We start from the raw sequence: 14,275 nt of genomic DNA, 5'->3' as shown, positions 1-14,275 counted from the left end.
TGCCCGGCGCCGCAATCCTCATAAGGTAAGCAGCATTGATGGCGGTGGGACGGTCGAGGAGGACGGCGATGCACACTGATTCCCGGGGGGACTCCCCCGAGACCCCGGTGATTCCCAGGCTGCGCGGTGTGCTGGAGAGCATTCCGACGTACAAGCCGGGCAAGCCGGCCACGGCGGGGGACGGGCCGGTCACATACAAGCTCTCCTCCAACGAGAACCCGTATCCCCCGCTGCCGGGGGTCATGGAGAGCGTTCTCGGCGCGGCGGGGAGTTTCAACCGCTACCCGGACATGGCCTGCAGCGGGCTGATGGCCGAACTGGCCGAGCGCTTCGACGTGCCGGCCACCCATGTCGCGACCGGTACCGGCTCGGTGGGTGTCGCCCAGCAGTTGATCCAGGCGACGGCGGGTCCGGGCGACGAGGTCATGTACGCCTGGCGGTCCTTCGAGGCGTACCCGATCATCACGCGGATCTCGGGGGCGGCCTCGGTGCAGGTGCCGTTGACCGGTGGGGAGACCCACGACCTGGACGCCATGGCGGACGCCGTGACCGACCGGACCCGGCTCGTCTTCGTCTGCAATCCGAACAACCCGACCGGCACGGTGGTCCGCCGCCCGGAGCTGGAGCGTTTCCTGGACCGGGTGCCGTCGGACGTCCTGGTCGTGCTGGACGAGGCGTACCGCGAGTTCATCCGGGACGAGGAGGTGCCGGACGGGATCGAGGTCTACCGGGACCGGCCGAACGTCTGCGTGCTGCGCACCTTCTCCAAGGCCTACGGGCTGGCGGGGCTGCGGGTCGGCTTCGCCGTGGCGCACGAGCCGGTGGCGGCGGCGCTGCGGAAGACCGCGGTGCCCTTCGGGGTGAGCCAGCTGGCGCAGGACGCGGCGGTGGCCTCGCTGCGCAGCGAGGAGGCGCTGCTGGAGCGGGTGGAGGCGCTGGTGGGTGAGCGGGCGCGGGTGTCCGCGGCGCTGACGGCGCAGGGCTGGACGGTTCCCGGGTCGCAGGCGAACTTCGTCTGGCTGCGGCTGGGGGAGCGGACGGCCGAGTTCGCGGCGGCGTGCGAGCGGGCCGGTGTGGTCGTGAGGCCGTTCCCCGGCGAGGGGGTGCGGATCACCATCGGTGAGACCGAGGCGAACGATCTTCTGCTGGGCGCCGCGGAGGCTTTCCGCAAGGAGTTGTGAACAGCGCCGACCAGCTTCGTCAAGATGCTGGTGGGGGTATAAAAACCGCAGGTAGGGGGGTGTGCCGCAGGGCACACCCCCTGGTTGTGTCGGGGTGGAAAGGGTGCGCCATACTGGTGCTTGTGAATGTGAACGCGTTCACAAGCACCAGCCTGTCTGCCTCCTCGCGGGTGGAGGCAGCGGGACATCTGCCGCATCGAATCACCGCGATGTGAAGGAGAGGAACCGTGGACATAGCCTTGGCGCCCGAGACGCTGGCGCGATGGCAGTTCGGCATCACCACCGTCTACCACTTTCTCTTCGTACCGCTGACGATCTCTCTCGCCTCCCTGGTGGCAGGCCTCGAGACCGCCTGGGTGCGGACGGGCAAGGAGAAGTACCTCCGGGCGACCAAGTTCTGGGGCAGGCTCTTCCTGATCAATATCGCCATGGGTGTCGTCACCGGCATCGTGCAGGAGTTCCAGTTCGGGATGAACTGGTCCGACTACTCCCGCTTCGTCGGTGACATCTTCGGAGCCCCGCTGGCCTTCGAGGCGCTGATCGCCTTCTTCTTCGAGTCCACCTTCATCGGCCTGTGGATCTTCGGCTGGGACAAGCTGCCCAAGAAGATCCACGCCGCCTGCATGTGGATGGTCGCCATCGGGACCGTGCTCTCCGCCTACTTCATCCTGGCCGCCAACTCCTGGATGCAGCACCCCGTCGGCTACCGGATCAACGAGGAATCCGGGCGCGCCGAACTCACCGACTTCCTGGCCGTGCTCACCCAGGACACGACGGTCGTCGTCGTCTTCCACACCCTCACCGCGGCCTTCCTGGCCGGCGGCGCCTTCATGGTGGGCATCGCCGCCGTCCACCTCCGCCGTGGCAGGCACCTCCCGGAGATGCGGACGTCGCTCCGGCTCGGCCTGGTCACCCTCGTGGCCGGCGGCCTGCTGACCGCCGTCAGCGGCGACCGGCTCAGCAAGGTGATGTACGAGCAGCAGCCCATGAAGATGGCCTCGGCCGAGGCGCTGTGGGACACCGAGGCGCCCGCGCCCTTCTCCGTCTTCGCCTACGGCGATGTCGACGAGGGCCACAACAAGGTGGCCATCGAGATCCCCGGGCTGCTCTCCTTCCTCGCCCACGGTGATCTGGAGACCGAGGTCCCCGGCATCAACGATGTCAACGAGGACCTGCGGGAGCAGTACGGGCCCGGCGACTACCGGCCCAACATCCCGGTCGCCTACTGGGGCTTCCGCTGGATGATCGGCTTCGGCATGGTCTCCTTCGCCATCGGCGTGGTGGGTCTCTATCTCACCCGCAACAAGCTGTGGCTGGCGCCCCGGCTCCGTACCACCGAGGAGGAGCCGCCGCGCCTGGCCCTCACCCGGGACCGGGAACTCGGTGCCGTGCTCACCGACTGGTACTGGAAGCTGGCCGTGCTCACCATCGGCTTCCCGCTGCTCGCCAGCTCCTGGGGCTGGATCTTCACCGAGATGGCCCGCCAGCCGTGGGTGGTCTACGGCGTGCTGCGCACCGAGGACGCCGTCTCCCCCGGCGTGACCCAGGGCGAGGTGCTGCTGTCGATGAGCGTCTTCACCCTGCTCTACGCGATTCTCGCGGTGATCGAGGTCAAGCTCCTCGTCAAGTACGTCAAGGCCGGTCCGCCGGAGCTCACGGAGGCCGACCTCAACCCGCCCACCAGGATCGGCGGCGACGGCGACGCCGACGCCGACCGGCCCATGGCCTTCTCGTACTGAGAGTGAGGAGCTGGACATGGAACTGTACGACGTCTGGTTCATCCTGATCGCCGTCCTCTGGACCGGCTACTTCTTCCTGGAGGGCTTCGACTTCGGGGTCGGCGTGCTCACCAAGGTGCTGGCCCGCGACCGGAAGGAGCGCCGGGTACTGATCAACACGATCGGACCGGTCTGGGACGGCAACGAGGTCTGGCTGCTCACCGCGGGTGGCGCGACCTTCGCCGCCTTCCCCGAGTGGTACGCCACTCTCTTCTCCGGCTTCTATCTGCCGCTGCTGCTCATCCTGCTCGCCCTGATCGTGCGCGGCGTCGCCTTCGAGTACCGGCACAAGCGGGATGAGGACCGCTGGCAGACCAACTGGGAGCACGCGATCTTCTGGACCTCGTTGCTGCCGGCGTTCCTCTGGGGTGTGGCCTTCGGCAACATCGTGCGCGGGGTCGCGATCGACCAGGAGAAGGAGTATGTCGGAGGCTTCTTCGATCTGCTCAACCCGTACGCGCTGCTGGGCGGGCTGGTCACGCTCACCCTCTTCACCTTCCACGGTGCCGTCTTCGTCGCCCTCAAGACGGTGGGGGACATCCGGGTCCGGGCCCGGAAGCTGGCCACCGGGGTGGGCCTGGTGACCGCGGTGCTCGCGGTGCTGTGGCTGGGCTGGACCCAGCTGGAGAAGGGCGATGCCGTGAGCCTCGTGGCGATGCTGGCCGCGGCCGGTGCGCTGCTCGGAGCCATCGCCATGAACCAGCAGGGCCGGGAGGGCTGGGCCTTCGCGCTCTCCGGGGTCACCATCGTGGCCGCCGTCGCGATGCTCTTCCTGACGCTCTTCCCGAACGTCATGCCGTCCACGCTGAACGAGGAGTGGAGCCTGACGGTCAGCAACGCCTCCTCCACCCCGTACACGCTGAAGATCATGACTTGGTGCGCCGGTATCGCCACCCCGCTGGTGCTGCTCTACCAGAGCTGGACGTACTGGGTCTTCCGCAAGCGCATCGGCACCCAGCACCTCGCCGACGTGCACTGAGGAACAAACCGAGGGACTGTTTCACGTGAAACCCGTCGACCCCCGCCTGCTCCGTTACGCCCGAGCCACCCGGATCTTCCTGCTGGCCGCCGTAGCCCTCGGACTGGCGGGGGCCGGCCTGGTGGTGGCCCAGGCCGTGCTGCTCGCCGAGGTGATCGTGGGCGCTTTCCAGCAGGGGCTGGACGCCGACGGGCTGACCACTGAGCTGCTGCTGCTCGTGGCCGTGTCCGCCGGACGGGCGCTCGTCTCGTGGCTGACCGAGCTGGCCGCGCACCGGGCCGGAGCCTCGGTCAAGTCCGAGCTGCGAACCCGGCTGCTGGACCATGCCACACGGCTCGGACCCGGCTGGCTGAGCTCGCAGCGCACCGGAGAGCTGACGGCGCTGGCCACCCGGGGTATCGATGCCCTCGACGGCTACTTCGCCCGCTATCTGCCGCAACTGGGGCTGGCGGTCGTGGTCCCGGCCGCCGTCCTCGCCCGCATCGTCACGGCGGACTGGGTGTCCGCGGCGGTCATCCTGGTGACCCTGCCGCTGATCCCTCTCTTCATGGTGCTCATCGGCTGGGCCACCCAGGCGCGGATGGACCGTCAGTGGCAGCTGCTCACGAGGCTGTCGGGGCACTTCCTCGACGTGGTGGCCGGCCTGCCGACCCTGAAGGTCTTCGGCCGCGCCAAGGCCCAGGCCGAGTCGATCCGCGCCATCACCGCCGACTACCGGCGGGCCACCCTGCGAACCCTGCGGATCGCCTTTCTCTCCTCCTTCGCGCTGGAACTCCTGTCCACCCTGTCGGTGGCGCTGGTCGCCGTCGGCATCGGTATGCGGCTCGTCCACGGCGACCTGGATCTCTTCACCGGGCTGGTGGTGCTGATCCTCGCCCCCGAGGCCTATCTGCCGATCCGGCAGGTGGGAGCCCAGTACCACGCGGCGGCCGAAGGACTGGCCGCCGCCGAGCAGGTGTTCACGGTGCTGGAGACCCCGCCGGGGAGCACCGGCGGGACGGCTCCCGCTCCCGACGCCCGGGTCTCCGGGCTGCGGGTGGACGGTCTGGCCGTTCGGCACCCCGGGCGCCCGGAGCCCTCGCTGCCGCGCACCTCCCTGACGGTCCGGCCCGGTGAGACCGTCGCACTGACCGGCCCCAGCGGGTCGGGGAAGACCACCCTGCTCCACGCCGTCCTGGGGTTCGCCGAGGCGGCGGAGGGACGCCTGCTGCTCGGGGACACGGACCTCTCCACCGTGGACCTCGACGGCTGGCGGCGGCAGATCGCCTGGCTCCCCCAGCACCCCTTCCTCTTCGCCGGGACCGTCGCCGAGAACATACGGCTGGCCCGGCCGGACGCGGACGACGCGGCCGTGCGGGAGGCGCTGCGCGACGCGGGCGCACTGGACTTCGTCACCGCGCTGTCCGAGGGGCCCGCCACCGTCCTCGGCGAGGGCGGCGCCGGGCTGTCGGCCGGCCAGCGGCAGCGGATCGCGATCGCCCGGGCCTTCCTCGCCGACCGTCCCGTGCTGTTGCTGGACGAGCCGACGGCCAACCTGGACGGCGAGAGCGAGTCGGCGGTCGTGGAGGCGGTCGCACGGCTGACGGCGGGGCGCACGGTGCTGATGGCGGTGCACCGGCCGGCCCTGCTGGCGGTCGCCGACCGGGTGGTGGAGCTTCCCCGGCCGGCCGGGACGGCGGAACCCGTCGCGGCTCCGGCATCGGCACCGGCCGCCGCGGTCTCCGTCCAGCCGGCGCCGGAGAACGGGGAGGGGACGCCGGCCGCGTCGCCGGAGACACCGGGCGGGCCGGTGGACGCCACCCGTGCCGGCGGCCGGGGCGGCCCGCGGGGCGCGGGCATCGTGGCAGCCGTTCCCGCAGCTGCAGGGGAGCGGCCGGACGGGCCCGGCCGGCCGGGCCGGCCCGGCGGGATCCTCCACCGGCGGGGCCCGGATCCGCTGCGCTGGGTGCGGGACCGGGCCCGGGCACGGCGGGGCCGGTTCGTGCTGGCCCTGGTGCTCGGCAGCCTCGCGCTCGGCAGCGCGGTGGGCCTCATGGGCGTCTCCGGCTGGCTCATCTCGCGGGCCTCCGAGCAGCCGCCGATCCTCTACCTCATGGTGGCCGTCACGGCCACTCGGGCCTTCGGCATCGGCCGGGCCGTGTTCCGCTACGCCGAGCGGCTCGTCGCGCACGACGCCGTCTTCCGGATGCTCGCCGACCTCCGCGTGGCCGTCTTCCAGCGGCTCGAACGGCTGGCGCCGGCGGGCCTCCGCACCACCCGCCGCGGCGACCTCCTCTCCCGGCTCGTCGCCGACGTCGACTCCCTCCAGGACTACTTCCTGCGCCGCCTGCTGCCCGTGGGCGTCGCCCTCCTGGTCTCCGCGGGCTCCGTCGGTTTCACCACCTGGCTGCTGCCGGAGGCGGGAGCCGTGCTGGCGCTGGGGCTGCTCGCCGCCGGAGCGGGGGTGCCGCTGCTCTCCGGGGCCGTGTCGCGCCGGGCGGAGCGGCGACTGGCCCCGGCCCGCGGTGTTCTGGCGACCCGGGTCGTGGACCTGCTGTCCGGCACCGCCGAGCTGACGGTGGCCGGCGCGCTCCGGTCCCGTACGGAGGAGGCCCGGCGCGCGGACGCCGAGCTCACCGGGCTCGCCGGGCGCTCGGCGGCCGCCGCCGGAGCCGGCGCCGGGCTCTCCGCGCTGGTCTGTGGGCTCACCGTGACCGGTACGGCCTGGGCCGGAGTGCAGGCGGTGCACGAGGGGAGGCTCGCGGGGGTCGCGCTCGCGGTGGTGGTCCTGCTGCCGCTCGCGGCGTTCGAGGCGGTCACGGACCTTCCCCTCGCCGTGCTCCACCAGCAGCGGGCCCGACGCGCAGCCGGGCGGATCCGGGAGGTGCTGGCCGCTCCCGAGCCGGTACGCGAGCCGGCCGAGCCCGCCGTACCTCCCGCCACACCGTTCCCGCTGGCGGTGCGGAATCTGACGGCCCGCTACGCCGGTCAGCGGCTGCCCGCCCTCGACGGCCTGGACCTCGACCTCGTACGGGGGCGCCGGATCGCCGTCGTGGGCCCGTCCGGCTCGGGCAAGACGACGCTCGCGCAGGTGCTGCTGCGCTTCCTGGACCCCGAGTCCGGCCGCTACACCCTGGCCGGCACCGATGCCACCGCGCTCGACGGCGACGCCGTGCGGCGGCTGGTCGGGCTCTGCGCGCAGGACGCGCACCTCTTCGACAGCTCACTCCGCGAGAACCTGCGGCTCGCCCGTCCGTCCGCCGGGGAGCCCGAACTGCGCGCCGCCCTGGCCCGGGCCCGGCTGCTCGGCTGGGTGGACGGCCTGCCCGAGGGCCTGGACACGATGGTCGGCGAGCACGGCGCGAGGATGTCCGGCGGCCAGCGCCGCCGACTCGCCCTGGCCCGGGCCCTGCTCGCGGACTTCCCCGTGCTGGTCCTCGACGAGCCCGCCGAACACCTCGACCTGGCGACGGCGGACGCCCTCACGGCCGATCTGCTCGCGGCGACCGAGGGCCGCACGACCGTCCTCATCACCCACCGGCTGGCGGGGCTGGAGGACGTCGACGAGGTGGTCGTGCTGGACCGGGGCCGTGCCGTCCAGCGCGGCACGTACGCGGAGCTGGCGGCCGCCGACGGGCCGTTCCGGCGGATGCGGGAGCGGGAGCGTGCGGCGGACACGGCGGGCGCCCGGCTGCCCCGGGAGCTTCCGGAGGCCGCGCCGGCGGCGTGCTGAGGCCGCTCCGTACGGGCGTCGGGACGGCGCTACGCCTGCTCCTCCAGGATGCGCTCGATGACGACCGCGACGCCGTCCTCACTGTTGGCGGCCGTACGGGCCGCAGTGGCGGCCAGCACCTCCGGATGCGCGTTGGCCATCGCGTACGAGCTGCCCGCCCAGGTCAGCATCTCCAGGTCGTTGGGCATGTCGCCGAACGCCACCACCTCGCCGGGGGCGATCCCGCGCTCCGCGCAGCACTGCGCGAGGGTGGAGGCCTTGCTGACCCCCAGCCCGCTGATCTCCAGCAGCGCGGTCGGACTGGAACGGGTGAACGAGGCGTGCGCGCCCGCCGTCTCCCGGGCCAGGGCGAGATAGTCGTCCGGGGACATCTCCGGGTGGTGGGCCAGCAGCTTGAGCACCGGCGTCTCCGCGTGCCACGCGTTCTCCGAGAGAAGCCGCTCTGCGGCGTCGACCGTGGCCCCGGGATCGAGGTGGAAGGGCGGGTACTCCGGTTCGTAGTGGAGCCCGGTGGTCAGTTCGACGGCGAACGAGGTGCCCGGCGCGGCGACGCGCAGCGCGCCGACCACGTCCATGGCGGCGAGACGGTGCAGCGGGCGGACCTCGACGACTTGGCCGCCCCGGTGCAGGTCGACGACGGCCGCGCCGTTGGCACAGATCGCCAGGCCGTGGCCGTGCACGTGGTCACTGACGACTCCCATCCAGCGCGCGGGCCGGCCGGTCACGAAGAAGACCTCGATGCCGGCCTTCTCGGCGGCCGCCAGCGCGGCGACCGTCCGGTCGGAGACCGTCTTGTCGTCGCGGAGCAGGGTGCCGTCGAGATCGGTGGCGATCAGCCGTACGGGCCCGGTCACGGAGGCCGGGTCACCGGCTCCGGCGAGGGCCGGGTGGTGCGGCTCGGGCCGCTCGGTAGCTGAGGTCACCTCTCCATCTTCGCGCATATGCGCGCACAAGCGTGCGACGGTACGCACAAGGGAGCGTCACGGGGGCCGGGGAGAACGCCGCCGTGCGACTCCGCTGGTCACTTGCGCCCCTGGTGTGCGGGCCGTATGCCGTGCGGAGCCCGTGCCGGACCGTGAGGGGGCAGACCCTGTCCGTCAGCCGAGCTGCGCGGCCGCCTCGGTGGCGATCTTCTCGAAGACAGCCTGGTCGGCGGCGAAGTCCGAGCCGGGTATCGGCCAGTGCACCACGATCTCGGTGAAGCCCAGATCCCGGTGGCGCCCGGCGAAGTCCACGAAGGCGTCCAGGGACTCCAGCGGGCGGGCGCGGTCCGGGGTGAACCCGGTCAGCAGGATCTTGTCCAGCTCCGCGACGTCCCGGCCGGTCTCCGCGCAGGCGGCGGCGAGCCCTTCGAGCTGGCGGCGCATCGCCTCGTCCGACTGCTGCGGCGTGCCCGTCTCGTAGAGCTTCGGGTCACCCGTCGTCACCCATGCCCGGCCGTGCCGCGCGGCCAGCCTCAGCCCTCGCGGCCCGGTGGCGGCGACGGCGAAGGGGAGCCGGGGCCGCTGGACGCAGCCGGGGAGGTTCCTGACCTCTTCCGCGGTGTAGAAGTCGCCGCGCTGCGAGACCGTGCCCTCGGTGAGCAGCCGGTCCAGCAGCGGCAGGAACTCGCCGAAGCGGTCGGCCCGCTCGCGCGGGGTCCACGGCCGCCGGCCGAGCGCCGTGGCGTCGAAGCCGCTGCCGCCCGCCCCGATGCCGAGGGTGATCCTGCCGCCCGAGATGTCGTCGAGGGAGATCAGCTCCTTGGCGAGCGTCACGGGATGCCGGAAGTTCGGTGACGTCACGAGGGTGCCCAGACGGAGCCGGCCGGTCGCCGTGGCGGCGGCCGTGAGCGTGGGCAGGGCGCCGAACCAGGGGCCGTCGCGGAAGGACCGCCAGGACAGGTGGTCGTAGGTGTACGCGGCGTGGAAGCCCAGTTCCTCGGCGCGCTGCCACTTCGCGCGGCCGCCCTCGTTCCAGCGGTCGACGGGGAGGATCACGGTGCTCAGGCGCGGACTCATGGCCCCGAGCCTACGTCGGCCTCCCCACGGCCCCGGTCGTGCGGGGATCGGGCCGGGATCGTGCGGGGCACCGCGCTTCCTCGGCCGAGCACCGTACCGACCGCCCGACCGTCCGACCGCCCGGCTCGGTGCATCGCCCGCCTCAGCGCACCGACCGGCTCAGCCAGGGGGAGAGCACCGGCCCGGAGAGCACGAGCTCCTTGAGGGCGCGGCCTCCCGGCAACGGCACGACGAGCCAGTAACCCGGCGGGAAGAAGCGGCCTTTCACATGGGCCGCTCCCCCGTACACGGAGCGGAGGAAGTCCGGCACCACGTCGCGCGGGAGGTCGTGGAACTCGACCCCCTCGACGGTGACCTTGGCGTCGCCCTCCGAGTACAGCTCGACCTCCACCGCGGGTGAGCCGGACAGTTCGGCATGGGCCTCGTGCGGGAGCGAGCCGTCCTCGTCGGTCACGGCGAAGGCCCCGGCCGCCGTTCGCCGGGCCGAGCGGTCGGCTCCGATGTCGTCGGTGACCCGTACCGTCAACTCGAACTCCCGCGCGATCTCCCGGATGGCGATGACGGCGGCCTCGGTGCTGGGCAACTGTTCGGGCGGCGGCTCCATGCCCCGAGTGTGTCAGCCGGCCGACGGTTCCGTGGCGGGAAAGCCGGAGGAGGCACCGGTCTCCAGAGCGAACTCCGCGATCCAGCCGGCCACCTGCTCCGGCTGTGTCCGGATCACCCAGTGCCCGGCGGCCACGCGCCGGCGGACGAGCCAGGGCGCCCACAGGCCGAGGTCGTCGTAGAGGTGTTCGGAGAGAAAGACGTCCCCGGCGGGGACGACGAGCTGGACGGGCACCCGGGCACGGGCGTCCTCGCGCGGACGGCGGGTGCGCGGGCGGAAGTTGTCGCGGTAGAGCCACGCGCCGTGGGCGGCGTCCCGGGCCAGGGACGGAGTCGGGTAGCCGTCGGCGGGCAGCTTCTCCAGCCTGCGCAGGACGCCGGGCCACCGGCGGGCGAGCGGCCCGCGCCAGGCCAGCTCGGGGAGGACCGGCGTGTGCAGCGCATAGACGTACCAGGACCGCAGGCGCTGGCCGAGCAGTTCGCGGACACCGCGTGCGCCGAGCGCCCCGCTCCGGCGCCGTGCGGCCCAGTGGCCGAAGTGGTCCAGCGAGGGGCCGGAGACGGAGGTGAAGGAGGCGATCCGGTCCGCGGCGGCCGTGGTGACGAACTCCCAGCCCTGCACCGAGCCCCAGTCGTGGCCCACCAGATGGACGGGCCGGCCGGGGCTCACCGCGTCCGCGACGGCGCGGAAGTCGGCGGTCAGCTTCTCCAGGGTGAAGCCGCCCCGCAACGGCCGGGGCGCGGTCGAGCGGCCGCAGCCCCGCAGATCGTAGAGGACCACGTGGAAGCGGTCCGCCAGCTGCCGCGCGACCTCGGTCCAGACCTCCTTGCTGTCCGGATAGCCGTGCACCAGGACCACCACAGGCTGCCCGGAATCTCCCAGTGCGGCCACGCACAGCCGTACGCCGTCCCCGCCCTGCACCCAGCGTTCGCGCATGTCACCGGTCACCCGGCACCGCCTTCCGGCCTCAGGGAGCCGCCGTCTTCCCGGCTCCTCCGCATCCCTGACGTTACCCATGATTATTACCGGTGGTAACAACTTAGGTGTACGGCCCTTACGGGTCCCTACACCTGAAGGGGGACGCGGAGACAGCCGTCAGGGCTGACGCCCGGTGTGGTCCGCGCCACTAGCGTCATGGCCGTGACAGTGATCGTGACCGAAAGCCTCAGCAAGCGGTTCCCCAAGGTGACCGCGCTCGACCGGCTCACCATGACCATCGGCCCGGGCGTGACCGGCCTGGTGGGTGCCAACGGGGCCGGCAAGTCGACCCTGATCAAGATCCTGCTCGGACTGTCCCCGGCGACCGAGGGGCGGGCCGCGGTGCTCGGCCTCGACGTGGCCGGCGAGGGCGGCGCCATCCGGGAACAGGTCGGCTACATGCCCGAGCACGACTGCCTGCCCCCCGACGTGTCCGCGACCGAGTTCGTCGTGCACATGGCCCGGATCTCGGGGCTGCCGCCCTCCGCCGCGCGTGAGCGCACCGCCGACACCCTGCGCCACGTCGGCCTCTACGAGGAGCGTTACCGGCCCATCGGCGGCTACTCGACCGGTATGAAGCAACGGGTCAAGCTCGCCCAGGCGCTGGTCCACGACCCGAAACTGGTGCTGCTGGACGAGCCGACGAACGGCCTCGACCCGGTCGGCCGGGACGAGATGCTGGGCCTCATCCGCCGCGTCCACACCGACTTCGGCATCTCCGTGCTGGTGACCTCCCACCTTCTCGGCGAGCTCGAACGCACCTGCGACCACGTGGTCGTCATCGACGGCGGTGCCCTGCTGCGCTCCAGCTCCACCAGCGACTTCACCCAGAAAACCGCGGTCATCGCGGTCGAGGTCACGGACACCGAGGAGCACCCCGACGGCACGGCCGCGCTGGCGGAGGCGCTGGCCCGCGCGGGCGTCCGCCACGCCGCCGGCGGACACGCGCCCGGCGCGGGCCGGGTGCTGCTCCTGGACGCCGAGGGCGACCGGACGTACGACACGGTCCGCGACACCGTCGCCGGACTGGGGCTCGGCCTGGTGCGCATGGAGCAGCGCCGTCACCACATCGCGGAGGTCTTCCGCCCCGGGGAGCCCCCGGAACCCACTGGGCCCGCCGGGCCGGAGCCCTCCGCCCGGCCGCACGCCAGCAGCACGGACGGACGGAACGGAGGTGGCCGCGATGCCGCCTGAGAGCATGACGCCGACGGCGGCGGACCCGTCCGCCGACCCGACCCGCATCCACAACATCGGCTACCGCCGCTACGACGGCCCCCGCCTCGGGCGCTCCTACGCCCGGCTCTCCCTCTTCTCCCAGAGTCTGCGCGGTGCGTACGGTCTCGGCCGCTCGGCCAAGTCCAAGGTTCTGCCGATGCTGCTGTTCGCCGTGATGTGCCTGCCGGCGGGCATCATCGTCGCGGTGGCCGTGGCGACCGACATGAAGGACCTGCCGCTCGAATACACGCGGTACGCGATCTACCTCCAGGCCGTCATCGGCCTCTATCTCGCCGCCCAGGCCCCGCAGTCCGTCTCCCGCGATCTGCGGTTCCGCACCGTGCCGCTCTACTTCTCCCGTCCGATCGAACGGGTGGACTACGTGGCAGCGAAGTACGCGGCGATGGCCTCGGCCCTCTTCCTGCTCACCGCGGCACCGCTCGTCATCCTCTACGCGGGTGCGCTGCTGGCCAAGCTGGACTTCGCCGACCAGACCAAGGGGTTCGGCCAGGGCCTGGCCTCCGTGGCCGTCCTGTCCGTGCTCTTCGCCGGCATCGGGCTGGTCGTCGCGGCCCTCACCCCCCGCCGGGGCTTCGGCGTCGCCGCCGTCATCGCCGTGATGACCATCTCCTACGGCGCGGTCAGCACCGTCCAGGCGATCGCCTGGGAGCAGGGCAACCAGGACGCCATCGGCTGGCTCGGCCTGTTCTCGCCGGTCACCCTCGTCGACGGCGTGCAGTCGCTGTTCCTCGGCGCGGACTCCGCCTTCCCCGGCGCCGAGGGGCCGTCCGGCGCGCTCGCCGGAATCGTCTACCCGGCGGTGGTCCTCGGGCTGATCGCCGGCTCGTACGCGCTGCTGATGCGCCGTTACCGGAAGGTCGGGCTGTGACCACCCTCAAGATCGACCACGTTTCCCGCTGGTTCGGCAACGTGGTCGCCGTCAACGACATCACCATGACCATCGGCCCCGGTGTGACCGGCCTCCTCGGCCCCAACGGCGCCGGGAAGTCCACCCTCATCAACATGATGGCCGGCTTCCTGGCCCCCTCGACCGGCACCGTCACCCTCGACGACGCGGCCGTCTGGCGCAACGAGGGGGCGTACCGGCAGATCGGCATCGTCCCCGAACGGGAATCCATGTACGACTTCCTGACGGGACGGGAGTTCGTGCTCGCCAACGCCGAGCTGCACGGGCTGAAGGATCCCCGCGGGGCGGCCCGGGAGGCGCTCGCCACCGTCGAGATGGAGTACGCGCAGAACCGCAAGATCGCCACGTACAGCAAGGGGATGCGGCAGCGCGTGAAGATGGCCTCCGCGCTGGTCCACGAGCCGTCCGTCCTCCTGCTCGACGAACCGTTCAACGGCATGGACCCGCGCCAGCGGATGCAGCTCATGGAGCTGCTGCGGCGGATGGGGGACGAGGGGCGCACCGTGCTCTTCTCCTCGCACATCCTGGAGGAGGTCGAACAGCTCGCCCAGCACATCGAGGTGATCGTCGCCGGCCGGCACGCGGCCTCGGGCGACTTCCGGAAGATCCGCCGCCTGATGACGGACCGCCCGCACCGCTATCTCATCCGGTCCGGCGACGACCGCGCCCTGGCCGCCGCGCTGATCGCCGATCCGTCCACGGCCGGTATCGAGATCGACCGGGCGGACGGGGCGCTGCACGTCCAGGCCGTCGACTTCCCCCGCTTCACCGAACTGCTGCCGCGGGTCGCCCGCGAGCACGGCATCCGGCTCCTCACGGTCTCGCCCTCCGACGAGTCCCTGGAGAGCGTCTTCTCCTACCTCGTAACGGCCTGAGCGGCCCAGCGGCTTGAAGGAGCCC

The 14,275-nt window shown here is 72.1% G+C and carries 10 protein-coding genes and 1 pseudogene; 7 read left to right on the top strand and 4 right to left on the bottom strand.

All coding sequences use genetic code 11. From position 1 onward, the window contains the following. The first annotated feature begins 68 nt into the window (after positions 1-68). The 4 genes from hisC to cydD all read left to right on the top strand — a co-directional run bounded on the left by hisC (position 69) and on the right by cydD (position 7,650). The gene (gene hisC / locus E4N63_RS15750) at positions 69-1,181 is read left to right on the top strand and encodes a histidinol-phosphate transaminase (RefSeq protein ID WP_230240992.1); all 1,113 of its coding nucleotides are present in this window, start codon (positions 69-71) and stop codon (positions 1,179-1,181) included. 227 nt (positions 1,182-1,408) lie between these two features. Continuing rightward, positions 1,409-2,920: a cytochrome ubiquinol oxidase subunit I gene (locus E4N63_RS15745; protein WP_125622571.1), complete on the top strand. Its 1,512-nt coding sequence runs from the start codon at positions 1,409-1,411 to the stop codon at positions 2,918-2,920. Between the two features lie 16 nt (positions 2,921-2,936). After that, positions 2,937-3,938 (top strand): cytochrome d ubiquinol oxidase subunit II, encoded by a 1,002-nt coding sequence (cydB, locus tag E4N63_RS15740; RefSeq protein ID WP_125622570.1) that lies wholly within the window; start codon positions 2,937-2,939, stop codon positions 3,936-3,938. A 25-nt stretch (positions 3,939-3,963) separates the two neighbouring features. Continuing rightward, entirely contained in the window at positions 3,964-7,650 is a 3,687-nt protein-coding gene (gene cydD / locus E4N63_RS15735) for a thiol reductant ABC exporter subunit CydD (protein ID WP_230240991.1), read from the top strand. Between the two features lie 29 nt (positions 7,651-7,679). Here cydD and E4N63_RS15730 read toward each other — a convergent pair whose 3' ends face one another. From E4N63_RS15730 to E4N63_RS15715, 4 genes and pseudogenes are all read right to left on the bottom strand, one after another. Then, positions 7,680-8,591, bottom strand: coding sequence for an HAD hydrolase family protein (locus E4N63_RS15730; protein WP_125622568.1), 912 nt, complete (start codon positions 8,589-8,591; stop codon positions 7,680-7,682). Between the two features lie 156 nt (positions 8,592-8,747). After that, positions 8,748-9,650: an LLM class flavin-dependent oxidoreductase gene (locus tag E4N63_RS15725; RefSeq protein ID WP_230240990.1), complete on the bottom strand. Its 903-nt coding sequence runs from the start codon at positions 9,648-9,650 to the stop codon at positions 8,748-8,750. Between the two features lie 142 nt (positions 9,651-9,792). Beyond that, complete coding sequence (locus E4N63_RS15720; RefSeq protein ID WP_125622566.1) at positions 9,793-10,254, bottom strand: hypothetical protein; 462 nt, start codon at positions 10,252-10,254, stop codon at positions 9,793-9,795. A gap of 27 nt (positions 10,255-10,281) precedes the next feature. Beyond that, positions 10,282-11,190, bottom strand: a pseudogene (locus E4N63_RS15715) (alpha/beta fold hydrolase); the annotation flags it as partial. Positions 11,191-11,388: 198 nt separating this feature from the next. Between E4N63_RS15715 and E4N63_RS15710 the strand changes: the two are divergent. Genes E4N63_RS15710 through E4N63_RS15700 form a run of 3 tightly spaced genes read left to right on the top strand, consistent with a single transcriptional unit; the run spans position 11,389 to position 14,250 of the window. Next, entirely contained in the window at positions 11,389-12,426 is a 1,038-nt protein-coding gene (locus E4N63_RS15710; RefSeq protein ID WP_185831101.1) for an ABC transporter ATP-binding protein, read from the top strand. Then, positions 12,416-13,336, top strand: a complete 921-nt coding sequence (locus tag E4N63_RS15705; RefSeq protein WP_185831100.1) for an ABC transporter permease subunit — start codon at positions 12,416-12,418, stop codon at positions 13,334-13,336. Before E4N63_RS15710 ends, E4N63_RS15705 begins: the two co-directional genes overlap by 11 nt. Then, positions 13,333-14,250, top strand: a complete 918-nt coding sequence (locus E4N63_RS15700; protein ID WP_125622565.1) for an ABC transporter ATP-binding protein — start codon at positions 13,333-13,335, stop codon at positions 14,248-14,250. Before E4N63_RS15705 ends, E4N63_RS15700 begins: the two co-directional genes overlap by 4 nt. The last annotated feature ends 25 nt before the right edge of the window (positions 14,251-14,275 follow it).

It is taken from the genome of Streptomyces sp. MNU89 (genome assembly GCF_020982505.1).
Lineage (GTDB): Bacteria > Actinomycetota > Actinomycetes > Streptomycetales > Streptomycetaceae > Streptomyces > Streptomyces xinghaiensis.
Note: the sequence above shows the minus strand (reverse complement) of the source record. Positions and strands in the feature narration are given on the sequence as shown.